At 54.8% G+C, this 25,843-nt stretch carries 22 protein-coding genes and 1 pseudogene; 5 read left to right on the top strand and 18 right to left on the bottom strand.

Annotated elements, in window-relative coordinates:
- Positions 1–26 precede the first annotated feature (26 nt).
- The 3 genes from glpX to RT644_RS20245 form a co-directional block, all read right to left on the bottom strand.
- A complete protein-coding gene (gene glpX, locus RT644_RS20255; RefSeq protein WP_017459643.1) occupies positions 27–1,037 on the bottom strand; it encodes a class II fructose-bisphosphatase in 1,011 nt (336 codons plus the stop codon).
- Positions 1,038–1,143: 106 nt separating this feature from the next.
- On the bottom strand, positions 1,144–2,652 hold the full coding sequence (glpK, locus tag RT644_RS20250; protein ID WP_020455954.1) for a glycerol kinase GlpK: 1,509 nt from the start codon (positions 2,650–2,652) through the stop codon (positions 1,144–1,146).
- 21 nt (positions 2,653–2,673) lie between these two features.
- Entirely contained in the window at positions 2,674–3,522 is an 849-nt protein-coding gene (locus RT644_RS20245; RefSeq protein WP_017459641.1) for an MIP/aquaporin family protein, read from the bottom strand.
- Positions 3,523–4,017: 495 nt separating this feature from the next.
- Between RT644_RS20245 and zapB the strand changes: the two genes are divergently transcribed.
- A complete protein-coding gene (gene zapB, locus RT644_RS20240; RefSeq protein ID WP_086873298.1) occupies positions 4,018–4,263 on the top strand; it encodes a septal ring assembly protein ZapB in 246 nt (81 codons plus the stop codon).
- Between the two features lie 172 nt (positions 4,264–4,435).
- On the opposite strand, the gene rraA is transcribed toward zapB, so the two are convergent.
- The 7 genes from rraA to priA all read right to left on the bottom strand — a co-directional run bounded on the left by rraA (position 4,436) and on the right by priA (position 12,433).
- Positions 4,436–4,921 (bottom strand): ribonuclease E activity regulator RraA, encoded by a 486-nt coding sequence (gene rraA / locus RT644_RS20235; protein ID WP_313627824.1) that lies wholly within the window; start codon positions 4,919–4,921, stop codon positions 4,436–4,438.
- A 92-nt stretch (positions 4,922–5,013) separates the two neighbouring features.
- Positions 5,014–5,943: a 1,4-dihydroxy-2-naphthoate polyprenyltransferase gene (menA, locus tag RT644_RS20230; protein ID WP_313627823.1), complete on the bottom strand. Its 930-nt coding sequence runs from the start codon at positions 5,941–5,943 to the stop codon at positions 5,014–5,016.
- Between the two features lie 66 nt (positions 5,944–6,009).
- Positions 6,010–7,341, bottom strand: coding sequence for an HslU--HslV peptidase ATPase subunit (gene hslU / locus RT644_RS20225; RefSeq protein ID WP_020455958.1), 1,332 nt, complete (start codon positions 7,339–7,341; stop codon positions 6,010–6,012).
- 9 nt (positions 7,342–7,350) lie between these two features.
- Positions 7,351–7,881 (bottom strand): ATP-dependent protease subunit HslV, encoded by a 531-nt coding sequence (gene hslV / locus RT644_RS20220; protein ID WP_020455959.1) that lies wholly within the window; start codon positions 7,879–7,881, stop codon positions 7,351–7,353.
- Between the two features lie 92 nt (positions 7,882–7,973).
- Positions 7,974–8,996 carry a cell division protein FtsN gene (gene ftsN / locus RT644_RS20215; RefSeq protein ID WP_313627822.1) on the bottom strand — a complete coding sequence of 341 codons (1,023 nt, stop codon included), beginning with the start codon at positions 8,994–8,996 and terminating at the stop codon, positions 7,974–7,976.
- A 94-nt stretch (positions 8,997–9,090) separates the two neighbouring features.
- Positions 9,091–10,116: a DNA-binding transcriptional regulator CytR gene (gene cytR, locus RT644_RS20210; protein ID WP_045512302.1), complete on the bottom strand. Its 1,026-nt coding sequence runs from the start codon at positions 10,114–10,116 to the stop codon at positions 9,091–9,093.
- A gap of 124 nt (positions 10,117–10,240) precedes the next feature.
- Positions 10,241–12,433 (bottom strand): primosomal protein N', encoded by a 2,193-nt coding sequence (gene priA / locus RT644_RS20205; protein WP_313627908.1) that lies wholly within the window; start codon positions 12,431–12,433, stop codon positions 10,241–10,243.
- 207 nt (positions 12,434–12,640) lie between these two features.
- On the opposite strand from priA, the gene rpmE reads away from it, so the two are divergent.
- The gene (rpmE, locus tag RT644_RS20200; protein ID WP_007369223.1) at positions 12,641–12,853 is read left to right on the top strand and encodes a 50S ribosomal protein L31; all 213 of its coding nucleotides are present in this window, start codon (positions 12,641–12,643) and stop codon (positions 12,851–12,853) included.
- A gap of 313 nt (positions 12,854–13,166) precedes the next feature.
- Here rpmE and metJ read toward each other — a convergent pair whose 3' ends face one another.
- Positions 13,167–13,484 (bottom strand): met regulon transcriptional regulator MetJ, encoded by a 318-nt coding sequence (metJ, locus tag RT644_RS20195; RefSeq protein ID WP_007369220.1) that lies wholly within the window; start codon positions 13,482–13,484, stop codon positions 13,167–13,169.
- A 262-nt stretch (positions 13,485–13,746) separates the two neighbouring features.
- Between metJ and metB the strand changes: the two genes are divergently transcribed.
- The 3 genes from metB to metF all read left to right on the top strand — a co-directional run bounded on the left by metB (position 13,747) and on the right by metF (position 18,440).
- Positions 13,747–14,907, top strand: coding sequence for a cystathionine gamma-synthase (gene metB / locus RT644_RS20190; RefSeq protein WP_020455964.1), 1,161 nt, complete (start codon positions 13,747–13,749; stop codon positions 14,905–14,907).
- Between the two features lie 2 nt (positions 14,908–14,909).
- Positions 14,910–17,342 (top strand): bifunctional aspartate kinase/homoserine dehydrogenase II, encoded by a 2,433-nt coding sequence (locus RT644_RS20185; RefSeq protein WP_020455965.1) that lies wholly within the window; start codon positions 14,910–14,912, stop codon positions 17,340–17,342.
- A gap of 207 nt (positions 17,343–17,549) precedes the next feature.
- On the top strand, positions 17,550–18,440 hold the full coding sequence (gene metF, locus RT644_RS20180; protein WP_017459628.1) for a methylenetetrahydrofolate reductase: 891 nt from the start codon (positions 17,550–17,552) through the stop codon (positions 18,438–18,440).
- Here the strand turns inward: metF and RT644_RS20175 are convergent.
- From RT644_RS20175 to ppc, 7 genes and pseudogenes are all read right to left on the bottom strand, one after another.
- A pseudogene (locus tag RT644_RS20175) lies at positions 18,339–18,790 on the bottom strand (Tn3 family transposase); the annotation flags it as partial. The gene metF and the pseudogene RT644_RS20175 sit on opposite strands and share 102 nt — an antisense overlap.
- 239 nt (positions 18,791–19,029) lie before the next feature.
- Complete coding sequence (locus RT644_RS20170) at positions 19,030–19,383, bottom strand: hypothetical protein (protein WP_313627821.1); 354 nt, start codon at positions 19,381–19,383, stop codon at positions 19,030–19,032.
- Positions 19,380–19,694 carry a glucosaminidase domain-containing protein gene (locus tag RT644_RS20165; RefSeq protein WP_313627820.1) on the bottom strand — a complete coding sequence of 105 codons (315 nt, stop codon included), beginning with the start codon at positions 19,692–19,694 and terminating at the stop codon, positions 19,380–19,382. The genes RT644_RS20170 and RT644_RS20165 overlap by 4 nt, the downstream gene beginning before the upstream one ends.
- Before the next feature lie 522 nt (positions 19,695–20,216).
- Complete coding sequence (locus RT644_RS20160) at positions 20,217–21,320, bottom strand: glycerol dehydrogenase (protein WP_045512293.1); 1,104 nt, start codon at positions 21,318–21,320, stop codon at positions 20,217–20,219.
- A gap of 11 nt (positions 21,321–21,331) precedes the next feature.
- Positions 21,332–21,994, bottom strand: coding sequence for a fructose-6-phosphate aldolase (gene fsa, locus RT644_RS20155; RefSeq protein WP_020455967.1), 663 nt, complete (start codon positions 21,992–21,994; stop codon positions 21,332–21,334).
- Positions 21,995–22,207: 213 nt separating this feature from the next.
- The gene (locus RT644_RS20150) at positions 22,208–23,068 is read right to left on the bottom strand and encodes an AraC family transcriptional regulator (RefSeq protein ID WP_313627819.1); all 861 of its coding nucleotides are present in this window, start codon (positions 23,066–23,068) and stop codon (positions 22,208–22,210) included.
- A 92-nt stretch (positions 23,069–23,160) separates the two neighbouring features.
- The gene (gene ppc, locus RT644_RS20145) at positions 23,161–25,812 is read right to left on the bottom strand and encodes a phosphoenolpyruvate carboxylase (RefSeq protein ID WP_269232600.1); all 2,652 of its coding nucleotides are present in this window, start codon (positions 25,810–25,812) and stop codon (positions 23,161–23,163) included.
- Between the last annotated feature and the right edge of the window lie 31 nt (positions 25,813–25,843).

The following is a 25,843-nucleotide window of genomic DNA, read 5'->3' as shown; positions in this document are numbered from 1 at the left end:
CGGAAAGCTCAATTGAACAAATACCCTTACAGTATATGACGCTGCACTTCCGGGTCTTTACGATCCAGATAGTGAATAGATTGAATACGGCGAATGGTGCGCGATTTGCCGCGGATCAGCAGCGTTTCGGTGGTGGCGATATTGCCCTTACGGGTGATGCCGTCCAGCAGGTCGCCTTTGGTAATGCCGGTAGCGGCGAAAATAACATTGTCACTGCGCGCCATTTCATCCAGACGCAGCACATTGCCCGCTTCAATGCCCATGCCGCGGCAGCGTTTTAATTCATATTCGCCAATACGACGGTTCTCTTCGTTATCGCCTTTCACCTGATGGCGCGCCAGCAGGCGGCCCTGCATGTCGCCATCAAGCGCGCGGATGACCGCCGCGGAAACCACACCTTCCGGCGCACCGCCAATGCCGTACAGGACATCCACTTCGCTATCCGGCATACAGGTGAGGATGGAGGCGGCAACATCGCCATCGGGAATCGCGAAAACACGGACGCCCAGCGCCTGCATTTCGGCAATAGTCGCGTCGTGGCGTGGTTTAGCCAGAATGGTGACCGTCAGTTCACTCAGCGGTTTGCCGAGCGCAGCGGCGACATTACGCAGGTTATCGGCCAGCGGCAGATTGAGATCGATAGCGCCTTTCGCACCAGGACCGACAATCAGTTTTTCCATGTACATATCCGGCGCATTCAGGAAACAGCCCTTATCGCCGACCGCCAGCACCGCCAGCGCGTTGGCCTGGCCCATCGCCGTCATGCGCGTCCCTTCGATCGGGTCAACGGCAATATCGACCGCATCGCCTTTACCGGTGCCGACTTTTTCACCAATAAACAGCATCGGCGCTTCGTCGATCTCGCCTTCGCCAATCACGATGGTGCCGTCTATGTCGACATTGTTGAGCATGATGCGCATAGCGTTAACCGCCGCGCCATCTGCGGTGTTCTTATCGCCACGCCCCAGCCATTTGTAGCCAGCTAGCGCTGCGGCTTCGGTCACGCGGGAGAATTCGATGGCAAGTTCTCGTCTCATAACAAACTCTATAGTGAAAGAAATTGAGCGAAGTTTATCACAGCGAGAAGAGGAGGGTTGGTAGAGCAGCCCTCTCTCCGGGGAGAGAGGGCAAGGTTGAGGCTAATTACTCGTCACGCTCTTCCCACGCCATCGCGCGTTTGACGGCTTTTTTCCAGCCGTCGTAGCGGAAGTTACGCTCGGTGGTTTCGATACCCGGGCGGAATTCGCGTTCGATAACCGCTTTTTCCTGCAGCTCATCCAGATTCTGCCAGAAACCAACCGCAAGACCCGCCAGGTACGCCGCGCCCAGCGCCGTAACTTCACGTACTTCCGGACGCTCTACGCGCGTGCCGAGAATGTCAGACTGGAACTGCATCAGGAAGTTGTTGGCAACTGCGCCACCATCCACGCGCAGCGCGTGTAAACGAATGCCGGAATCCGCCTGCATCGCTTCCAGTACATCGCGTGTCTGGAAGGCGATAGACTCAAGCGTAGCGCGAATGATGTGGTTCGCATTGACACCACGGGTCAGACCGAAAATAGCACCGCGCGCATACGGATCCCAGTACGGTGCACCCAGACCGGTAAAGGCCGGTACTACGTACACACCGTTGGTATCTTTCACTTTGGTGGCGAAATATTCGGAGTCGAACGCGTCGCTGATAAGTTTCATCTCGTCGCGCAACCACTGAATTGACGCACCCGCCATAAACACCGCACCTTCCAGCGCGTAGTTCACTTCACCTTTCGGACCGCAGCCGATGGTGGTCAGCAGACCATGCTCAGATTTCACCGCTTTCTCACCGGTGTTCATCAGCATAAAGCAGCCGGTACCATAGGTGTTTTTCGCCATCCCTTCTTTCACACATAGCTGGCCAAACAGCGCCGCCTGCTGGTCGCCCGCGATCCCGGCGATAGGAATACGTGTACCGCCTTTACCACCAATGTTGGTCTGACCGTAAACTTCAGACGATTTACGTACTTCCGGCAGCATGGCGCGCGGAATATCCAGCGCCTCCAGCATTTTGTCATCCCAGTCCAGCTCGTGGATGTTGAACAGCATGGTACGCGAGGCGTTGGTGTAATCCGTCACGTGAACGCGGCCCTGGGTCATTTTCCAGATAAGCCAGGTATCAACGGTACCGAACAGCAATTCGCCGCGTTTCGCACGTTCGCGAGAGCCTTCAACGTGGTCGAGGATCCATTTCACTTTGGTGCCAGAAAAATACGGGTCAACCACCAGACCCGTGGCGTTGCGCACATACTCTTCCATGCCGTCGCGCTTCAGTTTTTCGCAAATATCGGCGGTGCGGCGACACTGCCAGACGATGGCGTTATAAATTGGCTTGCCGGTTTCACGTTCCCAGACGATCGCGGTTTCACGCTGGTTAGTGATACCGATAGCGGCGATCTCGTCGGAATTGATATCCGCTTTCGCTAACACTTCGACCAGCGTTGAGCTCTGCGATGCCCAGATCTCCATCGGGTCGTGCTCAACCCAGCCTGGCTTCGGATAAATTTGTTCAAACTCGCGCTGTGAGACGCTGATGATGTTGGCGTCATGATCCATCACGACGGCGCGGGAGCTGGTAGTGCCCTGGTCGAGCGCAACGATATATTTTTTGTCAGTCATGGTTATGTTCCCGTAGTCACATTACAGCGAAGCTTTTTGTTGAGTCGTGGAGGCGGTGCCTTTTTCTTCTGCCGCCTCACTGGTTCCAGACGGCAGATGGCGACCAATCAGTTTACGATAACCGAATGCGCCGAGCGCCGCGCCTACGATCGGCCCGAACAGCGGGACGAGGAAGTAGGGAATATCTTTGCCGCCGGTAAAGGCAACGTTGCCCCAGCCAGCAAGCCAGGCGAACGTTTTCGGTCCAAGGTCACGCGCCGGGTTCATGGCGAATCCCGTCAGTGGCCCCATGGATGCACCGATAACCGCAATCAACAAACCGATGAGCAAGGGTGCCAGCGGGCCGCGCGGAATACCGTTGCCGTCGTCACCTAACGCCATGATGACGCCCATCAGCACAGCGGTAATCACCATTTCAACGGCGAAGGCCTGCACAAAGTTGATGTGCGGGTTCGGGTAGGTAGAGAAAATACCAGCCAGATCAAGACTTTCAACACTGCCGCGCACCATATTGTGCGTGTGTTCGAAATCGAGGAAAAGATTGTAGTAAAGCCCGTAAACAAGTGCAGCCGCGCAAAACGCGCCGGCAAACTGAGAAATGATGAAGGGAACAACTTTGCGCCCATCAAAACTAGCGAAGAGCCATAATGCAATAGTCACAGCCGGGTTCAGATGTGCGCCGGAAACCCCTGCAGTCAGGTAGATGGCCATCGCCACACCCAAACCCCAGATGATACTGATTTCCCATTGGCCGAAGGTGGCGCCAGCCACTTTCAACGCCGCGACACAGCCGACACCGAAGAAAATCAACAACCCGGTGCCGAGAAACTCGGCGATGCACTGGCCTTTTAAGGTTGATGTCTGACTCATAATCGGATCCTGCAAAAGAGTAATGGTTATTGTTAGCACGGGCGATCGCTCCCCCATGATGTCGTGTAGACATAGTGTTAATTTATCGTTAACGAGCAAAAACGAGAAATATCGAAATTAAAATGTGTGTACTGCGTCAATAAAATGAGCGTTTTCGAGCGCTGAAGCGCGTTTTTGCACCATAGCGAAATGTGAGCTGAATCATTTTTGTAACCCAGGCCTTAACAATTTAGTGGTAGGCGTGCGCGTTGCACCAGGATGAGGACGAAAAGTGTTGCAAAGCGCAAACAGCGCGGCTCTGCGCTGGACAGGGGCTGGTGGGCTTCATACAATCGGGGACAAGCGAGATCCGCTCAATATCATAAGGCGTCGCCGATTTTCGGGACGGGGATTTTTAAAGACACGCATCATTCGGGTTGCAAGAAAGCGGCGACGCACCTGCAACGCGAAGATATTAAGTGTATATCCATCAGCGCCTTGCAACTCAGGAGAGGTATGACAATGTCATTAGAAGTGTTTGAAAAACTGGAAGCGAAGGTGCAGCAGGCGATTGATACCATCACGCTGCTGCAGATGGAAATCGAAGAGCTGAAAGAGAAAAACAATAGCCTGGCGCAGGACGTACAGTCTGCTCAGCAGAGCCGTGAAGAGCTGGAGCGTGAAAACCACCAGCTGAGAGAGCAGCAGCACGGCTGGCAGGAACGCTTGCAGGCGCTGCTGGGGCGTATGGAAGAAGTCTGATTACGCTTTTCGTGCTGTCGCGGCACTGGTTGCGCGTATTCACCCCGGTAACGGCGTTGCCGGAGAAACGGGCTTAGCTACAGCGCGAAATGGGCAGGGAAAGTACGGCGATGTCGGATAAGTGAAGCGCTAGCCGGCAAAAAGAAAAAGGGCACCTGACGGTGCCCTTTTTTTACTCGATATCGAGGGGATCTTCGGAAAGGATAATGCCAGTGCTATCGGCATAAAGATGGTCGCCGGAGAAGAAGGTCACGCCGCCGAAATTGACACGTACGTCGCTTTCGCCGATACCTTCGCCCGCTGCGCCAACCGGAATGGCGGCAATCGCCTGAATCCCAAGATCCAGCTCTTCAAGATCGTCTACCTGGCGTACTGAGCCATAGACTACAATTCCTTCCCACTCGTTTTGCACCGCAGTGCGGGCGAGATCCGCGTCGATTAACGCACGACGCATTGAACCACCGCCGTCGACCAGCAGGACGCGACCACGGCCGTTTTGTTCGAGCAGATCGTACAGCAACCCGTTATCCTCGAAACATTTCACCGTGATGATTTGTCCGCCAAACGACGACCGTCCGCCAAAATTGGAAAACAGCGGTTCCACGACGTTGATCTCTTCCTGGTAAATATCACAAAGCTCAGAAGTATCGTATTTCATAGGATTAGCGTTCAGTTGCTGCGAGAACCGTCAGTATATCGCGCATCACGCGCTGTTGGCAAAATCATCAATTGTTCGTTGACATTTATCAGTTAAAGATGCGTTTGACTGAAGATTATTCCTAATACAAACAATAGATTAGTTAACAGTGCACCTTTTACCGTGCGTTCCAGCATCGGCGGCATAGCGCGCGGGTCGAGCTCGCGCAGCACAAAGCGCGCCTGTTTGATAAGCAGTGGTGCTGCCAGCACAAACAGCCAGCCCCACAGGCTTTGCAGCGAAAACAGGTTAAACAGCGCAAGGCATAACAGCGCGCCAACCAGCAGGCCAGCATGGTAACGGCGTGCGTTAATTGGTCCTAAACGGACGACAAGCGTATTTTTGCCGTTTTCGCGGTCACTTTCGATATCGCGCAGATTGTTGATATTCAGTACCGCCGTCGCCAGCAGACCACAGGCGGTCGCGGGCAGAATAATGGCCGGGATCAGCATATGCGTCTGCAAATACCAGCTACCCATTACGCTTATCCAGCCGAAGAAAAGCAGCACGGAGATATCGCCAAGGCCAAGATAACCGTATGGACGCTTGCCGACGGTGTAGGTAATGGCGGCAATAATCGACAGCCCACCGAGCGCAAGGAAACCGATGAAATCTGCCATCGTTTGTGTCGCCGTGATTACCAGCAGCAGCCCAGAGATACAACTCAGCACGATGACAATCATTAGCGCGCGCTTCATCTGCGCAAGGGAAATGGCGCCTTTTTGCATGCCGCGCAACGGACCAATGCGATCCGGTTTATCGCTGCCTTTGACCGCATCGCCGTAATCATTGGCGAGGTTGGAGAGGATTTGCAGCAATCCGGCGGTGATGAGTGCGAGCACCGCCACCAGCGGATCAAAATAGCCCTGCCACCAGGCCAGCACTGTGCCAACGACAATCGCGGCGAAAGCCAGCGGTAATGTTTTCGGTCGCAGGCTTTCCAGCCAGGCCTGGGTGAGGCTAAGAGATTGCGTTTCGTTCATAAGGTCAGCCAACAAAAATGGGGGCAAAAGCCCCCATCGAGTGTGATGAAAACGTTGTGGCCGGGATTATAAGATAAAACGGCTCAGATCTTCATCTGCCACTAAAGCATCAAGGTGCTTACTCACATAGTCTGCATCAATGGTGATCGTCTCGCCGCCCAGATCGCTGGCGTCATAGGAGATATCTTCCATCAGACGTTCCAGCACCGTATGCAAACGACGCGCACCGATGTTTTCGGTGGTTTCGTTCACCTGCCATGCGGCCTGAGCAATACGTTTGATGCCGTCTTCGGTGAAATCAATGTTTACGCCTTCGGTCGCCATCAGCGCTTTGTACTGTACGGTGACAGACGCGTTTGGCTCGGTCAGGATGCGTTCGAAATCTTCCGTGGTTAACGCTTTCAGCTCAACGCGGATTGGCAAACGGCCTTGCAGTTCCGGGATCAGATCCGACGGGCTGGCAATCTGGAACGCGCCAGAGGCAATAAACAGAATGTGGTCGGTTTTCACCATGCCGTGTTTGGTCGATACGGTGCAGCCTTCCACCAACGGCAGCAGATCGCGCTGCACACCTTCGCGGGAAACATCCGGGCCCGAAGTGTTACCGCGTTTACAGATTTTGTCGATCTCATCGATAAACACGATCCCGTGCTGCTCAACGGCTTCGATAGCGTCCTGTTTCAGCTCTTCCGGGTTCACCAGTTTCGCCGCTTCTTCTTCAATCAGCAGCTTCATCGCGTCTTTGATTTTCAGCTTACGCGGTTTCTGCTTCTGGCCACCCAGGTTCTGGAACATGGACTGGAGCTGATTGGTCATCTCCTCCATGCCCGGAGGCGCCATAATTTCTACGCCCATCGGTGCGGCAGCGAGATCGATTTCAATCTCTTTGTCGTCGAGCTGGCCTTCGCGCAGTTTTTTGCGGAAAGACTGGCGCGCAGCGGATGGTTCAGCGGCTTGTTCCGGCTGGCCCCAGTTGTTTTTCGCTGGTGGGATCAGCACGTCGAGAATGCGCTCTTCGGCCATCTCTTCCGCGCGGTAGCGGTTTTTCTCGATCGACTGACTACGCACCATTTTCACTGCCGCATCGGTCAGATCGCGGATGATAGAATCCACTTCTTTCCCAACGTAGCCGACTTCGGTGAACTTGGTCGCTTCAACTTTGATAAATGGCGCGTTGGCCAGTTTTGCCAGGCGGCGGGCGATTTCGGTTTTACCGACGCCGGTTGGGCCAATCATCAGAATGTTTTTCGGCGTGACTTCATGGCGCAGCTCTTCATCAAGCTGCATGCGGCGCCAGCGGTTACGCAGGGCAATCGCCACAGAACGCTTCGCCGCGTCCTGGCCGATAATGTGTTTGTCCAGTTCGCTGACAATTTCGCGTGGGGTCATTTCAGACATGGGAGATCCTTACGCTTTATAGGCTAATTCTTCGATGGTGTGGAAGTGGTTGGTGTAGATGCAGATATCGCCTGCAATCCCCAACGCCTTCTCAGCAATTTCGCGTGCGCCAAGCTCGGTGTTTTCCAGCAACGCGCGGGCAGCGGCCTGGGCGTATGGCCCGCCGGAACCGATGGCGATCAGGTCATTTTCCGGCTGGATCACATCGCCGTTACCGGTGATGATCAGCGACGCGGTTTCGTCGGCAACCGCCAACAGTGCTTCCAGCTTGCGCAGCATGCGATCGGTGCGCCAGTCCTTTGCCAGCTCGACAGCCGCTTTCACCAGATGACCCTGGTGCATTTCCAGTTTGCGTTCGAATAATTCAAACAGAGTGAAGGCATCGGCCGTGCCGCCGGCAAAGCCCGCAATGACTTTGTCGTTATACAGGCGGCGAACTTTTTTCACGTTGCCTTTCATTACGGTGTTGCCCAGTGTGGCCTGGCCATCACCGGCGATAACGACATGGCCGTTACGGCGTACGCTTACGATTGTTGTCACGAGCAGACCCCTTGGTTACAAATGCACAATACAGCGCCCCGCACGGTGTACGGGGCAGAATGCAATTATAAATGGGGGGTGTTTTAGGGGTTTCAACCCCCGGCGGCAAGACGGATGCAGTTTGCGTGACCGGCCATTTTCAGGCGACTGATGGTGGCATCGGCGCTCTCTTTGCCTTTCACCGGGCCCATCACCACGCGATTCCAGCCGTTGTTGCTGGTAATACGCGAGTCGAAACCTTCAAATGCCAGCTGTGCACGCACGGTTTCTGCCTGATCCTGGCCTTTAAACGAACCGCACTGGATAAGCCAGCGGCGATCGTCCTTTTTCTCAGCCGTTTGCGGTTGCGCCTTCGGCGTTTCCACTTCACGTGTTACCGGCGCGGCTTGTTGCGTTTTCGGCTGTGACGCAGCGGTATGCGGCGGCGTTTGCAGCAGATCCTGATACGGTTGCGAGGTGGCCGGTTTTTGCTGCGTTGCGCTTTGCGTCTGGCGCGGCGGTGGCGTGGTTTGCGTAGTACGCGCCTGCTGCTGCACGGGCTGCTCCGTCACGCGCGGTTGCGTGCGCGGCTGCTGTGCTTGTACCGGCTGCGACTGCGTCCACTGCTGTTGCTGCTGTTGCATCTGCACCTGTTGCTGCGCCTGGCGCTGACGTTGCAGCGTTTGCTGGCGCTGCTCCGGCGTCTGTTCGTTCCACGGCACTTCGTTGAGCTGCGTCGGCTGCTGGCGCATGTCGGCCTGCATCTGCGCTAAAAGCTGACGCTGTTCGTCGGTCAATTGCTCCGGTTTTTGCACTTCACCACCGGCCGTCGGCTCGGTTGGCGCTCGTACGCCAGGCTGGCGGCTTTCCAGTTCTTTAATGTAGCGCCAGCGCTCTTCCGGTTTCGGCGGCAGGCCGTTGCCGGTCATTTTCTGGTTTTGCAGTGACTCGGATTCTTCTTTTTTGTGGTGCGTAATAAAGTACAAACCACCGATAAAGGCGACCAGCACGGCGGCCGCAATGGCGACCATAGCTGGAGAGACCGCAGACTTGCTGCGCTGTTTTTTCCTTGAGTTACTCGTCTTTCGCCGCGCAGGAGCCGACTGGCTGCGGCGTACATAATCTCGTTGTGCCACTATCGTTTCGCTGTATTTATTTCGTTTATCAGCCCGCCATGTTACTTAAGCGACGGGGTTTTGACCAGAAGAGGGCGTCTGAAAGGCCGCGCCTTTACTTCAGCGCCCGGGTGCTGCCGCGCAGGATTAATTCACACTCCAGCAAGCGCGAACCGCTGCTTACGTTATGCCCCTGCAACTGCTCCAGCAGCAATAACATGGCTTCGCGACCAATCTGATAACGCGGTTGCGAAACGGTGGTCAACGGCGGGTCGCTGAATTCAGCCAGGGAAATGTTATCAAAGCCAATGATCGATAAGTCGTCCGGTACTTTCAAACCCCGGCGTTTAGCTTGCGACAGGGCGCCAAGCGCCATCACATCGCTGTGACAGAACACTGCCGTTGGCGGCTTCGGTAGCATCAATAACTGATCCAACGCCCGCGCGCCCGCCTCAAAAGTGAAATCGCCGCGCGTGATGTAATGCGGATCAACGGTCACGCCAGAGCGGCGCAGCGCCTGAACATAGCCCTGCAAGCGGTAATGGCACAGCGGCATCTCTTCCGGACCGGCGATACAACCGATTCGCTGGTGACCCTGTTCCTGCAAATAGTTAACGGCATTAAAGGCGGCGGTCAGGTTATCAATATGCACCGTCGGCAACTCCAGCTCCGGCGCGAATTCGTTAGCCATCACCATTGGCGGCAAATTGCGTTGCTCTTCAATGCTGGCGTCAAACGGCAAACGCGAGCCGAGCAGCAGCATGCCGTCGATTTGCTTGGTGATAATCAGGTCGATAAAGGTTTTTTCCTGCTGATTTTGATGGGCGCAGTCGCCAATCAGCACCAGATAGCCGTGTTCCGCGGCGGTCACTTCAATGCCGCGAATAATCTCGCTGAAAAAGGGATCGCAAATATCCGGCACAATCACCAGCAGTGTGCGTGATTCATTGCGTTTGACGTTGCGTCCCATCGATTGAGGCAAATAACCCACTTCCATTGCCGCTTGTTCCACCCGATTGCGGGTAGCCTGCGACACTTTTTCCGGGTTCATTAATGCACGTGACACAGTTGCCGTCGAAACCTTTGCTTTCATGGCAACATCTTTCATGGTCGCTGCCGCAACCTGATTTTTGGGTTTCACCTTGTTCTCCTCGCATGCACGGCGCAGGCGTTGTCACATTTTTATCAGATAGTTAAGCGCACCGGTTACAGAATTTTCATGAAAAGTGTGATGAAAGTTGAATTTTATACGCTGGCTCGCAGCCTTAACTTTCAATCGGGTCGACATCCAGCACCCATTTCACCCGCCGAGCGTCCGGCAGGGTGTTAATCAGGGCCAGCGCGCCGGTGACGATATGCTGCAGGCGAATACGGGAAGGGTGTTGTAGCAGCAACTGCCAGCGGTAACGCCCGGCGCGTTTGGCCGCCAGCGCCGGAACCGGGCCCAGGATCCAGAGCTGGTTGTCCGCCAGTGGGCTGGCTTGCAGCAGATTTTTAAGCTGTTGCAGAAACAGCGGCGCGTGCTGGTTGTTCTGATCTTCCGCGCGGATCAGCACATGGCTGGTCCACGGCGGCAATTGCATGGTTTGCCGCTCCGCCAGCGCCTGTTCCGCGAAGGTGTCATAGCCTTTATGCAGTAGCGTTTGCAGAAGCGGATGTTCCGGGTGGTGCGTTTGCAGTACCACTTCGCCCTGTTTGCCTGCGCGCCCGGCACGGCCGGAAACCTGGGTATAAAGCTGGGCGAAACGCTCGGCAGCGCGGAAATCTGCCGAAAATAACGCGCCGTCGACATCCAGCAGCGCAACCAGCGTAACATCCGGGAAGTGGTGGCCTTTTGCCAGCATTTGCGTGCCAATCAGAATGCGCGCGCCGCCGCGATGGACTTCGGCAAGATGCTGCTCCAGCGCGCCTTTGCGGCTGGTGGTATCGCGGTCAATGCGTGATAGCGGCACACCGGGAAACATCGGCGTTAACGCGTGTTCCAGCTGTTCAGTGCCAAGGCCAACAGGCAATAAATGTGTAGAACCGCAGGACGGACACTGGCGTGGCACCGGGCGCTGGCTGTCGCAGTGGTGACAGCGCAAATGCTGCTGCGCCTGGTGGAAGGTGTAATAGTGGTCGCAGCGCGGGCATTCCGCTATCCAGCCGCAGTCATGACACAGCAATGCAGGCGAAAAACCACGGCGGTTAAGGAACAAAATAACCTGATTTCCCGCCTGTAAATGCTGGCGCATACGGTTGATGAGCGCCGGCGCCAGGCCGGCCTGTAACGGCTGGCCTTTCAGATCCAGCACATGCTGCATCGCGGGTCGCGCGTGGCCTGCCCGGCGGGTCAGGCGCAGCAGATTGTATTTGCGTGACCGCACGTTGTGCAGGGTTTCCAGCGCAGGTGTTGCCGAGCCAAGAATGATCGGGATCTGCTCACTGTGAGCGCGGTAAACCGCCAGATCGCGGGCGTGATAACGCCAGCCTTCCTGCTGTTTATAGGAGCTGTCATGCTCTTCGTCGATGACGATCACGCCAAGGTTCTTAAACGGGGTAAACAGCGATGAGCGCGTGCCGATCACAATCGCCGCTTCACCGCTCTTTGCTTTTTGCCATGTGATCAGGCGTTCGCTGTCGTTCAGCCCGGAGTGCAGCACTTCAACTGGCGCGTTAAAGCGCTCGCGAAAACGGGCGATAGTTTGCGGTGTCAGACCAATTTCCGGCACCATCACCAGCGCCTGCTTTCCCTGCGCCAGCACGTTTTCCAGCACGCTTAAATAGACTTCTGTTTTACCGGAACCGGTCACGCCCGCCAGTAACCAGGCGGAAAAGCGATCCGCTGCGCTGTGAATAGCGCCAACGGCGGTGGCTTGCTCTGTGTTCAGGCGCAGTCGGTCGCCGCTTACGGAAAATGTCGTGCGCCAGTCATTAAAGGCTGGTGTTTCGCTGTTCATCTCCGCCAGCCCTTTGGCGCGCAGCGCTTGCAGGGTAACGCTTTTCAGATCCAGCGCTGCCAGTTGATGCTGCCAGATTTTGCCTTTTCGCAGCGCCGAGAGCGCCTGTTGTTGTTTGGCTGATTTGACGCGGTTGATGTCCATCGCCTGGCCCTGCTCGGTCGCGAACCAGTAGCCCTGGAACTCCGCGCTGGCGGGCTTAGTCTGGCGCAGCAGAACGGGAAGGGCGTTAAACAACACATCCCCGATCGGATGGTGGTAATAATCCGCAGCCCACAGCAATAACCGCCAGACCGCCGGAGAAAAAACCGGTTCGCTGTCGAGCACCTCTTCCACGCTCTTGAGATCGGCCAGTGGCAGTTCGCTTTCGTCGCCCACTGACAGCACAATGCCGACGCGGTGCTGGTTACCAAACGGCACACGCACGCGACAACCCGCGCGCGCGGACATCTCATCCGGCAACAGGTAATCGAACGTGCGGGGCAACGGTACAGATAGCGCAACGCGGGCGACGGGCATCTCATCATCCTGACTTGAAAACTGGCGGGATAGTATACACATTGTTGCTACCGGCGAGCGGATCAGTTTGCATGTGCTGGCTAATTTCTGTATGATTCGCCGCCTTTGATGCGTTTTGAACGTGCCAAAGATACACTTACATATTAACTCGCGTGGTGTCTGGCGTTAGGGCTGGAAGAGCGACGCGGCCTTAAACTGAGGTTTCCCATGAAAAAAGGTATTCACCCGAATTATGTAGCGATTACTGCAACCTGTTCTTGCGGTAACGTGATCAAAACCCACTCCACCGTGGGTCACGACCTGAACCTGGACGTATGCGGCAAATGCCACCCGTTCTTTACTGGTAAACAACGTGTTGTTGATACCGGTGGTCGTGTTGAGCGTTTCAACAAACGCTTCAGCATCCCGGGCAGCAAATAAGTTGCCAAAGAAAAAAGCGCCGAAAGGCGCTTTTTTTGTCTCTGCGTTTTGCCGAAGGGGCGCTTTTTTGTGATAAAAGTCACAAAAATATTGCTCTGCTTAAAAAGTGAGCATATGCTTTTCGCCATCCATTCCTGTGACATTGGGCGGAAAAATGAGCGATTTGCTGACGGCTGTGAAAAACGTATTTATGTCTTACCTGCTCTCGCTGGCGGAAGTGCACCCGGAAGTGACGCGCTTCTGAGTGAGCCGATAAGATAAACAGATTGAAACAAAAAGGGCGGAAGATATCTTCCGCCCTTTTTTATTGCGATCAGTATTCCCACGTATCCGGGTCGATCCCCAGTTCACGCATAATCACTTTCGCCTCTTCCGGGATTTCGTCGCTGCGCTCTTTACGCAGGTCTTCATCGTTCGGCAGGGGTTGACCGGTAAACGCATGCAAAAACGCTTCACACAACAGCTCGCTGTTGGTGGCGTGACGCAAGTTGTTCACCTGACGACGGGTACGTTCATCGGTGAGGATTTTTAACACCTTAAGAGGAATGGAAACCGTAATTTTTTTTACTTGCTCACTCTTCTTGCCGTGCTCAGCGTATGGGCTGATATATTCGCCGCTCCATTCAGCCATGAGATACCTTTAATCCTCTCAGTCATTAGTCTAAACCCGGACACCGCCGGGCCGTAATTCCGCGTAGTTTACCGTAGAGTCAACATGGTGACACGGTGTATCGCTCAGCTACCGGTACTAAAGCGTATAATTTTAACGGCTATTGTACTTTTGCTCAATCTATACGCAAAGAAGTTTAGATGTCCAGATGTATTGACGTCTATTGTCGCAATGTTTACTCTGTCGTGAGACTTTTCATCCATTAAGCCAGGAAGCCTTCACCATGACGCGTAAACAGGCCACCATCGCAGTGCGTAGCGGATTGAACGATGACGAGCAGTACGGTTGCGTTGTCCCGCCTATTCATCTCTCCAGTACTTATAATTTCACCGGCTTTAACGAACCCCGTGCGCATGACTATTCGCGTCGCGGCAACCCAACGCGTGATGTGGTTCAGCGTGCGCTGGCAGAACTGGAAGGTGGCGCGGGCGCGGTATTGACCAATACCGGCATGTCGGCAATTCATCTGGTGACGACCGTCTTTCTCAAACCAGGCGATCTGCTGGTTGCGCCGCACGACTGCTATGGCGGTAGCTATCGCCTGTTCGATAGTCTGGCGAAACGCGGTTGCTACCGGGTGAAATTTGTTGATCAGGGCGATGAGCAGGCATTGAAAGCGGCGCTGGCGGAACAACCGAAGCTGGTGCTGGTCGAAAGCCCAAGCAACCCGCTGTTGCGCGTTGTGGATATCGCGAAAATCTGCCAGCTTGCGCGTGAAGCTGGCGCAATCAGCGTGGTGGATAACACGTTCCTGAGCCCGGCCCTGCAAAACCCGCTGGCGCTGGGCGCGGATTTGGTGCTGCACTCCTGCACCAAATATCTCAACGGCCATTCCGATGTGGTGGCGGGCGTGGTGATTGCGAAAGATGAGGCGACTGTCACCGAACTGGCATGGTGGGCGAATAACATTGGCGTCACCGGCAGCGCCTTCGACAGCTATCTGCTGTTGCGCGGTCTGCGTACGTTGTCGCCGCGCATGGAAGTGGCGCAGCGTAATGCTCAGGCGATCGTCGATTTCCTGCAAAAACAGCCGTTGGTGAAAAAACTGTACCACCCGTCTCTGCCGGATAATCAGGGGCACGAGATTGCTGCGCGTCAACAAAAAGGCTTTGGCGCGATGTTAAGTTTTGAGCTGGATGGCGACGAACAAACGCTGCGTCGTTTCTTAAGTGGTCTATCGTTGTTTACGCTGGCGGAATCATTAGGCGGGGTTGAAAGTTTAATCTCCCACGCCGCGACAATGACCCACGCAGGCATGGCGCCGGAAGCGCGCGCCGCAGCGGGAATTTCTGAGACGCTATTGCGTATCTCAACCGGTATTGAAGACAGTGAAGATCTAATTGCCGATCTGGAAAATGGCTTCCGGGTCGCAGCTGAGGGGTAAACATGAGTGTGATTGCGCAGGCAGGGACGAAGGCTCGTCAGCTGCACAAATTTGGTGGGAGTAGTCTGGCGGATGTGAAATGTTACCTGCGTGTCGCAGGGATCATGGCGGAGTATTCACAACCGGGCGACATGATGGTTGTCTCGGCCGCAGGCAGCACCACCAACCAGCTGATCAACTGGCTGAAATTGAGCCAGACTGACAGGCTTTCTGCGCATCAGGTTCAACAATCGCTGCGTCGTTATCAGAGTGATTTAATCAGTGGGCTGTTGCCCGCCGCTATCGCCGACGGTCTGACCAGCGAGTTTATTCACGATCTTGAACACCTGGCGGTGCTGCTGGATGGTGGCATCACCGACGCGGTTTACGCCGAAGTAGTTGGCCATGGTGAAATCTGGTCGGCGCGTTTAATGGCCGCCGTGCTGAACCAGCAAGGTCTGGATGCCGCCTGGCTGGATGCCCGCGATTTCCTGCGTGCCGAACGCGCGGCACAGCCGCAGGTAAATGAAGGTGCGTCTTATCCGCTGCTGCAACAACAGCTGGCGCAGTATCCGGGCAAACGTATTGTGGTGACGGGCTTTATCAGCCGCAACGAAGCCGGTGAAACCGTGCTGTTGGGACGTAACGGTTCGGACTACTCGGCCACGCAAATTGGCGCGCTGGGCGATGTTACCCGCGTAACCATCTGGAGTGACGTGGCCGGTGTTTACAGCGCGGACCCGCGTAAGGTGAAAGATGCCTGCCTGTTACCGCTGCTGCGCCTTGATGAAGCCAGCGAGCTGGCACGTCTGGCGGCACCGGTGCTGCATGCGCGCACGCTACAACCGGTCTCCGGCAGCAATATCGATCTGCAATTGCGCTGTAGTTACCACCCGGAACAGGGGTCGACACGCATTGAACGCGTGCTGGCTTCCGGCACCGGGGCGCGGATTGTCACCAGCCATGATGATGTCTGCCTGATTGAGTTTGTTGTACCGTCCGGGCAGGACTTCAAACTGGCGCACAAAGAGATTGACCTGATCCTTAAACGTGCGCAGGTACGCCCGCTGGCGGTTGGCGCACATGCTGACCGCAACCTGCTGCAGCTTTGCTACACCTCAGAAGTGGTCGATAGCGTCTTTAAACTGCTTGATGAAGCCGGTTTGCCGGGCGAATTGCGTTTGCGTCAGGGGTTGGCGCTGGTAGCGATGGTTGGTGCGGGTGTTTGTCGCAATCCGTTGCACAGCCACCGTTTCTGGCAGCAGCTTAAAGGCCAGCCAGTGGAGTTTATCTGGCAATCTGACGAAGGTATTAGCCTGGTCGCCGTGCTGCGCGTTGGCCCAACGGAAAGCCTGATTCAGGGGCTGCACCAGTCGCTGTTCCGCGCGGAGAAACGCATAGGTCTGGTGCTGTTTGGTAAAGGCAATATTGGTTCCCGCTGGCTGGAGCTGTTCTCGCGCGAGCAGAGCGCGTTGTCGGCGCGTACCGGTTTTGAATTTGTGCTGGCGGGCGTGGTGGATAGCCGCCGCAGTTTGCTGAGCTATGAAGGGCTGGATGCCAGCCGTGCGCTGGCGTTCTTTAATGATGAAGCGGTAGAGCAGGATGAAGAGTCGCTGTTTTTGTGGATGCGCGCCCATCCGTACGACGATCTGGTGGTGCTGGATGTCACCGCAAGCTCGCAGCTGGCGGAGCAGTATCTGGATTTCGCCAGCCACGGCTTCCATGTGATCAGCGCCAACAAACTGGCCGGAGCCAGCACAACCGATACCTATCGTCAGATCCACGATGCGTTCGAAAAAACCGGTCGCCGCTGGTTGTATAACGCCACTGTTGGCGCCGGTCTGCCGGTGAATCATACCGTGCGCGACCTGCGTGAAAGCGGTGATTCGATTCTGGCGATCAGCGGAATTTTCTCCGGTACGCTCTCCTGGCTGTTCCTTCAATTCGACGGCACCGTGCCGTTTACCGATTTAGTGGATCAGGCTTGGCAGCAAGGGTTGACCGAGCCGGATCCGCGCGTTGACCTTTCCGGCAAAGATGTGATGCGCAAGCTGGTCATCCTCGCCCGCGAGGCGGGTTACGATATCGAACCAGACCAGGTGCGCGTAGAGTCTTTAGTGCCTGCGGGTTGCGAAGAGGGATCGGTCGATCACTTCTTTGAAAATGGCGATGAGCTGAATGAACAGATGGTGCAGCGCCTGGAAGCCGCCCGTGAAATGGGGCTGGTGCTGCGTTATGTGGCGCGTTTTGATGCCAACGGTAAAGCGCGCGTCGGCGTCGAGGCCGTTCGGCCGGAACACCCGCTGGCGGCGGTTTTACCGGGGGATAATGTTTTTGCCATTGAAAGTCGCTGGTACCGCGATAACCCGCTGGTGATCCGTGGGCCGGGCGCGGGGCGCGATGTGACCGCTGGCGCTATCCAGTCGGATATCAATCGCCTCGCACAGTTACTGTAATTCCTTTCTTTTATCCTCTCCCGGGACAGGGAGAGGATGCTGTGCGGCATCATGAACTTTTTTCATCTTCGCTGAACATTCCTCACACAGAATAGTGATTTTCCTGTTGACGCCCCGATCGTTTTCCGTCATTTTTACATCTGGACGTCTAAACGTATAGAAGTTCACAAAACAACAGACAATGACACGCGATTGATGAGGTAAGGTATGAGCTTTTTTCACGCCAACCAGCGGGAAGCCCTGAATCAGAGCCTGGCGGAAGTTCACGGCCAGATTAATGTTTCCTTTGAATTTTTCCCGCCGCGCACCAGTGAAATGGAACAGACCTTATGGCACTCCATCGATCGTTTAAGCAGCCTGAAGCCGAAATTTGTTTCGGTAACTTACGGTGCAAATTCGGGTGAGCGCGATCGCACACACAGTATCATTAAAGGCATCAAAGATCGCACCGGGCTGGAAGCGGTGCCGCATTTGACCTGCATCGATGCCACACGTGACGAGTTGCGCACTATCGCGCAGGATTACTGGAACAACGGCATCCGCCACATTGTGGCGCTGCGCGGTGATTTACCCCCGGGCGGCGGTAAGCCGGATATGTACGCCGCCGATCTGGTGACGTTGTTAAAAGAGGTCGCCGATTTTGATATCTCCGTCGCCGCTTACCCGGAAGTTCATCCGGAAGCGAAAAGCGCACAGGCCGATCTGCTGAACCTGAAACGTAAAGTGGATGCGGGCGCGAGCCGCGCGATTACGCAGTTCTTCTTCGATGTGGAAAGCTATCTGCGCTTTCGCGATCGCTGTGCAGCAACCGGTATTGATGTTGAGATCGTGCCGGGCATCCTGCCGGTCTCCAACTTTAAGCAGGCGAAAAAATTCGCCGATATGACCAATGTGCGTATCCCGGCGTGGATGTCGCAGATGTTCGACGGCCTGGATGACGACGCGGAAACCCGCAAGCTGGTGGGCGCGAATATCGCCATGGATATGGTGAAAATTTTAAGCCGCGAAGGGGTGAAAGATTTCCACTTCTATACACTGAACCGCGCCGAAATGAGTTACGCCATTTGCCACACGCTGGGCGTTCGCCCGGCAGTGTAAGAGAGGGCACCATTTGGGAAACGGCAGGTTTTGCACGTTAAGTTTTTGTATTGACTTGCTGTAAAGGTCATTATTTCCCTGTAGCCAGTTTTTATTGTTTCGCCAGATACTGTCTCCTGTCAGGTTGGTATGTTCATGGCCTGACGGAGATAAGTGTGACAATAATTCTTCATTGAGATGCAGATTACTCCCTTTCCGCGGGTTAATGGCGATACGGTATTGCGCCATGGGATGGCGGTGGTAAAAAGCGTAAGTCCACTGGCGCGGTAACTCTGGTTTCCCGTACCACGATCTCTTATTTTGCCGGGACGATGCATTAAGACGGCTCCGGCAAAGGTATTAAGGGCTTCTTTCCTTAAATTCAGGCGTAAAGCTTGGTGTGTCCATACACTCTTCCTACGCTTAAACTATAAGGCAGAATCGTCTACCGGGAGGCAGCCCACTTGCGGCTACACAGAAAGGACAGTTTGGGCGGCCCGTCTCGTACAAGACCGTTACCTGGTTAAGCGGCTTTAGCTTTCTTTAAAACCGCCCTGCAAGGCGGTTTTGTCGTTTACAAGGCAAAAGACCAGGCCAATCCAATATGATCTTACTTTGATTCAGGTCCAATACCTGTTCCTGTAGGTTTAATTGATTTGGAGTGAATCCATCCACTAACGGGTTCACCATCTTTTTTTAAAAAAATAACAGATGAAAAACCTTTATACTCTGCATACTGAGTAATTTGATCCCCGTTAATAATAAACAAACCTTTCATCTTACATGTTTCATCAGGGGCGCTATAAAAATAAACTCTATTAGTATCTGCTACCACATACCCTGAGTCTGATGACGGGGTTAAATCTTGATATTGCTCAGCAATCGCATTAATTTCATTGCATCCTCCCCAGGATAGAAAAGAAGAAAGCAGGAGGCTCAATCCAAAGATAAATTTCATAGTCACTTTTCTCTCTTCATTATTGTTATTAATTTATCAGCATAGTGAGGGTCTGTCGCATATCCTGCATGTTGTAATCCTCTGGCCCAATCGCAAGGATCTGTATAATCGAACAAGAAATGATATCTTTTGTTTTTGACAAAGAAATCAGATCGACCTGAGATATTTTTCTCATAGGAATTATATTTCATAAATTTATCAACAATCGGTGTCTTAATACCGTTCACAAACTCATGCGGATTAACCAACATAAAATTTGGTTCTCCGTGAGCCAAGCCGCCAGTTTTCGGTATCGTATTTTGCTGGAATTCCGTCATCGACAAAAAACCTACGAGACGCGGTTTTTTTCCCCCAGTCCTGGCACGAAAGTATGATGAAACCGATCGGGAAAGGCTGGCGTGGATATATAGCCTGGAACGACACTCTGTTATTCGGGCTGGCTCCTGGCGGAAAAGTAAGATCTGGATTAAACAGTGGTAGTGGCGACAATATTCCAGTTATGCCAAACCGGATTAACACATTTTTTGGCAATAAACTGGAGGCCTGCTAGGGGATAACAAATCATTCTCAGGGATACAGCTATACCAAAGAAATTCAAAATATTATCAAAGGGAAAGCATTCCCCTACGGAAAATAGTGACGGGTTCGTCCTGCAAAATAAAAGAACCTTCAGAGATCTTTCTTTTGTTGAACGCAATTTTTCATCTGAGAAACCCGGTGGCTTTTGCACTGAAAGTGTGAATGGTTGGAATTTAGCCTACTATCTTCCGTTTACCAAACGGTGCCAGCAAAAACGGGACAGAAAAGCCGGATAACAATCCGGCTTTTTTAGGTAAGCGCTATTCCCACTCTTCAAGAAAACGCTGCCCGTACTGATCGGCGACCAGTAGCGCGGCATAGACCTGATCCGGTGTCGCACCGCCCGGCATATTGTGAATGGTTTCCCCTTGTGCACAGGCAGCCTGCGCCACGATGCGCATTTTCTCTGGAATGTCAGTTTTAATCCCCAGTTGCGCCAGCGTAATTGGCAAACCCACGGTATGACACAGGGCGGCGACGGTTTCGATCTCTTCCAGCGGCGCGTTCTCCAGTACCAGTTGAGTTAAGGTGCCAAACGCCACTTTTTCGCCATGGTAGTAATGATGCGCTTCCGGAATTGCCGTGATGCCGTTATGAATGGCGTGTGCTGCCGCCAGCCCGCCACTCTCAAAACCGACACCGCTGAGATAGGTATTGGCTTCCACCACGCGCTCCAGCGCAGGCGTCACCACATGCTGTTCGGCGGCGAACATCGCTTTTTCACCCTCTTCAAGCAGCGTGTTGTAACACAGCTCCGCCAGCGCGAGGGCGGATTGTGTACATTGACCGCCCGCCATGGTTTTTGCGCCGCTGCGTGAACAAGCACGCGCTTCAAACCAGGTCGAGAGTGCATCACCAATCCCGGCTGCCAGCAAACGCGCAGGGGCTCCGGCGACAATTTTGGTGTCGACAATCACCCGATCCGGGTTGTTGGGCAGCAGCAAATAACGGTCGAACTCGCCACTGTCGGTGTAGATAACCGACAGCGCGCTACAGGGCGCATCGGTCGATGCGATAGTGGGGGCAATCGCCACCGGCACGTGCATGAAATGCGCCAGTGCTTTGGCAGTATCCAGTGTTTTACCGCCGCCGATGCCGAGTACCGCGCCGCAGCGGGCGCTTTCTGCCACACCGCGCAGCCGGTCAATTTCGTTTTGTGAACATTCGCCGCCGAACGGCGCGATTTCGCAGGCCAGCCCGGCATCCACCAGGCTTTTTTGCAGCGTTTCCTGCGCAAAACCGAGAACAAATTTGTCACCGACCACCAGCCAGCGATCGGCCAGCGGTTTGAGATAGTCACCGAGGCGGGTGATAACGTCTGCACCCTGGATATACTTGCCCGGCGACTGAATGATGCGGTCCATATACTACCTCCTTACAGGTTGAGGTTGCCAAAAGCTGTTTTCCAGTCCTGTTCAAACTTCTCAATGGCTGACTCTACTGCGGGTGTATTGAGCATTTGTTGCGCTACATCTAATGGGAGCGTGATCGCTTCGCATCCGACCAACAAACACTCCAGTGCCTGGCGCGGCGTTTTAAAACTCGCGGCTAGCACTTTGCTCTCTGGCGCATGGAGTTTCAGCAGGGTTTGCAGCTCCTGCACCATGCGGATCCCGTCTCCGCCCTGTGCATCGACGCGGTTAACATACGGGGCGACATATTTTGCGCCCGCCAGCGCGGCAAGCAGCCCCTGCGCGGCGCTGTAAACTGCTGTACCCAGCGTGACAATGCCCTCTTTTTTCAATTGCTTGATGGCGGCCAGGCCTTCAGCAGTGACCGGAATTTTGACCACAATATCCGGCACGGCGTTATTGAGGCGTTTCGCCTCCGCCACCATGCCATCCGCTTCGCGGCTCATCACCTGGGCAAACAGCGTTCCTTGTGGGCCAATAACGCGCTGCAGGCGTGGCAATACGTCCCAGAGGGAGTCTTTACCGGCGGCGATAATGCTCGGATTGGTGGTTACACCCGCCAGCGGGTAAATCCGCGCCAGGCGCTCCACTTCCGCTACGTTTGCGGTGTCGAGATACAGTTCCATCATGCTTCCTCATATAACGTTTCTGCACACAGCATAAGAGCGCGGGTTGTGTGCTCGCCATATAACAAATCTGCCAAACACTGGACAAATGTGATCGAGAGAGCAAAGTGCGAGCTGGCTCACAAGTTGCGTGATGGCGGATGAAAAGGGGTGTTGTAGCGTGATCTTGAAACAAAAGTGGTTTTTTTAACGTACAAAAATCCAGTGCTGGCGTTATTCGTCCAGCGGGGACTTTTCGCTGAGATGGCTGTGATACTGCTGGCGGTATTCCGAGGGGGAGCGTTCCGTGTTTTTACGAAACAGGCGGCAGAAGTAATTACTGTCAACAAACCCGCAGCTGTGCGCCACTTCTTTCACTTTTAAATCGTACCTTTTGAGCAGCGTTTTAGCGTGCTCCAGCCGGGTATGAGTCAGATATTCGTTGAAGCCAACAGAACCGGTTTTCTGAAACAGATGCGACAGGTAATTGGGTGAGATATAAAACGCCTGCGCCACCGATTCACGCGTGAGCGGCAAAGCGTAATTTTCGTCGATATAGTCGCGAACAGCTTCGAACAGCGCCTGACTGCGCGATGCGGTTTGGATCTGGCTACCAAGCAAGTCATGACAGTGGCTGAGCAGGCTGGTGACGATCAGACGTGCGGTTTGCTGTTCGTGCGGCTGCATCTGCATTTCATGCAGCGTTTGCAGCAAGAAAGAGCCGACGCGTGGACCGCGACGCGCAACATGTTGTTTCGCCAGGTTTTGCAGCATGGCGCCATCCCACTGCGTGACGTTAAAACTGAGCTGTTGCTTGCCAAACAGCACGCTTAATGTGGTGGCCGGTAGCTGCCATTGTGGATGATTCCAGCTACCTGCGGGAACATACAGCACGTCGTGCTGCGACATCCGCGCGGTTTCGCCGTTGATCCCCGTATCGGTCATAGTTCCTTCCAGCACAATTTCCAGGCGCGGGAAATCCACCTGGCAGGCCTGCGCAGGCGCGGTTCCGGTCACGCCCGCAAAGTATATCTGCCGTAGCGGGGCCGGGCCGTTTATCAGGCGCGAGATAAGATGGCTGACATCGAGACTCATGATGTCCCTTTGGTTGCTGGCGAAGGGACAACCTTAACTGGCAGGATCAAAAAAGGCCACAACCAGTGTGGCCTTTTGCGATGATAGCGAAATTAACCGGTATTACGCATACCCGCCGCCACCCCGGCGATCGTGACCATCAGCGCTTGCTCAACGCGGTGATCCGGCTCTTTGCCTTCTTCTTCCGCAAGGCGCGAGCGGTGCAGCAGCTCGGCCTGCAACACGTTCAGCGGGTCGGTATAGATGTTACGCAACTGGATGGATTCGGCGATCCACGGCAGATCGGCCATTAAGTGCGAGTCGTTGGCGATTGCCAGCACCACTTTGATATCCGCTTCCAGCAGTTTGCGCAGCTCACTACCCAGCGCCCACAGTTCAGGTTTCACCAGACGCTGATCGTAATATTCCGCCAGCCACAGGTCGGCTTTCGAGAACACCATCTCCAGCATGCCCAGACGAGTGGAGAAGAAGGGCCAGTCGCGGCACATGGCTTCCAGCTCGCTCTGTTTGCCGTCTTCCACCACTTTCTGCAACGCCGCGCCCGCGCCCAGCCAGGCTGGCAGCATCAGGCGGTTTTGCGTCCAGGCGAAGATCCACGGGATTGCGCGCAGCGATTCAACACCGCCGGTCGGGCGACGTTTCGCCGGACGAGAGCCCAGCGGCAGTTTACCCAGTTCCTGCTCCGGCGTGGCGGAACGGAAGTACGGTACGAAATCTTTGTTTTCGCGCACATAGCCGCGGTACATATCGCAGGAGATGGTTGAGAGCTCGTCCATAATATGGCGCCACTCGGTTTTCGGCTCCGGCGGCGGCAGCAGGTTGGCTTCCATGATCGCGCTGGTATAGAGCGACAAACTACTGATGGTGACTTCCGGCAGACCGTATTTGAAGCGGATCATTTCGCCCTGTTCGGTAACGCGCAAACCCCCTTTCAGGCTGCCTGGCGGTTGCGAAAGCAGTGCGGCGTGAGCCGGCGCGCCGCCACGACCAATCGAGCCGCCGCGACCGTGGAACAGTGTCAGTTCGATTCCTGCTTTTTCGCAGGTTTTGATTAATGCGTCCTGCGCCTGGTACTGTGCCCAGGAAGCGGCCATCACGCCCGCGTCTTTCGCCGAGTCGGAGTAGCCAATCATCACCATCTGTTTGCCCTGGATAAAGCCGCGATACCAGTCGATATTCAGCAACTGGGTCATCACGTCGTCGGCGTTATTCAGGTCATCAAGGGTTTCAAACAGCGGCGCGACCGGCAGCGCAAAACCGATACCGGCTTCTTTCAGCAGCAGGTGAACTGCCAGCACGTCTGAAGGCGTCTTCGCCATTGAGATCACATACGCGGCGATGGATCCACGCGGCGCTTCGGCGATCACCCGGCAAGTGTCCAGCACTTCGCGGGTCTCTTCGCTTGGCTCCCACTGGCGCGGCAGCAGCGGACGTTTAGAGTTCAGTTCGCGGATCAGGAATGCCTGTTTGTCCGCTTCCGACCAGCTTTCGTAGTCGCCAATACCCAGGTAACGCGTTAATTCGCCCAGCGCTTCCGTATGACGGGTGCTCTCCTGACGAATGTCGATGCGTACCAGCGGCACGCCAAAACTCTTCACGCGGCGTAATGTATCGAGCAGTTCCCCGTTGGCGATAATGCCCATGCCGCAGGCCTGCAACGATTTATAACAGGCGTAGAGCGGTTCCCACAGTTGCTCGTTTTGCACCAGCAGTCCGGCCGGTTTCGGTAATTTCTGGCCTTTCAGGCGTGCTTCCAGCCAGGCCTGGGTGGCCATCAGATCGCCGCGCAGCTTCTTCATCAGATAGCGATACGGTTCACGCGCGCCTTCTGCGCCCGCCAGTTCGCGCAACTCGTCGGTACACTCCACCATCGACAGTTCGGAAATCAGCAACTGAACGTCCTTCAGGAACAGATCGGTTGCTTTCCAGCGGCTGAGCAGCAGGACATGACGGGTGATATCAGCGGTAACGTTCGGGTTGCCGTCACGGTCGCCGCCCATCCACGAGGTAAAACGCACCGGCACAAAGTCCACCGGCAGTTTGTAATTGAGGTTCTCTTCCAGCTGTTCGTTCAGCTCGCGCAGGTAATTTGGCACGCCTTCCCACAGGCTGTTTTCCACCACCGCAAAGCCCCATTTGGCTTCATCTACCGGGCTTGGACGGTTTCTGCGGATTTCATCGGTGTGCCAGGACTGGGCAATCAACTGGCGCAGGCGGCGCATCAGCTGGTGGCGTTCATAATCGGCGATATCGCTGTTATCTAGCTGCTTTAAGCAGTTATTTACTTCCACCATTTTGTGGATCAGCGTACGGCGAGTGATTTCGGTCGGGTGCGCAGTCAGCACCAGCTCCAGCGACAGTGATTCAATCGCTTTAATAATTGTGGCTTCGTTGAGATTGGGTTGGTCTTTCAGCTTTCTGATGGTCTGGGCAATCACTTCCGGGTTGCTGGCCGCTTCGCCTTTCGCCGAAATGCTATGGTATTGCTCGGCGGTGTTAGCAAGGTTCAGGAACTGGCTAAACGCGCGGGCTACCGGCAGCAGTTCGTCATTGGACAGATTCTGCAAAGTGGTGAGCAGTTCCTGACGGCTGGCTTCATTCCCGGCGCGGGAGGATTTGGACAGCTTACGGATTGTTTCTACCCGGTCGAGAATGTTCTCGCCGAGAGCATCCTTAATGGTATCTCCCAGCAGTTTGCCGAGCATACTGACATTACTACGCAAAGCGGAATATTGTTCGTTCATGTTACCCCAGACACCCCATCTCATTTTATTT

The sequence above is a fragment of the Kosakonia sp. genome (assembly GCF_032104925.1).
Classification (GTDB): domain Bacteria; phylum Pseudomonadota; class Gammaproteobacteria; order Enterobacterales; family Enterobacteriaceae; genus Kosakonia.
The sequence above is the reverse complement of the archived record's forward strand: the minus strand, read 5'-3'. Positions and strand labels throughout refer to the sequence as shown.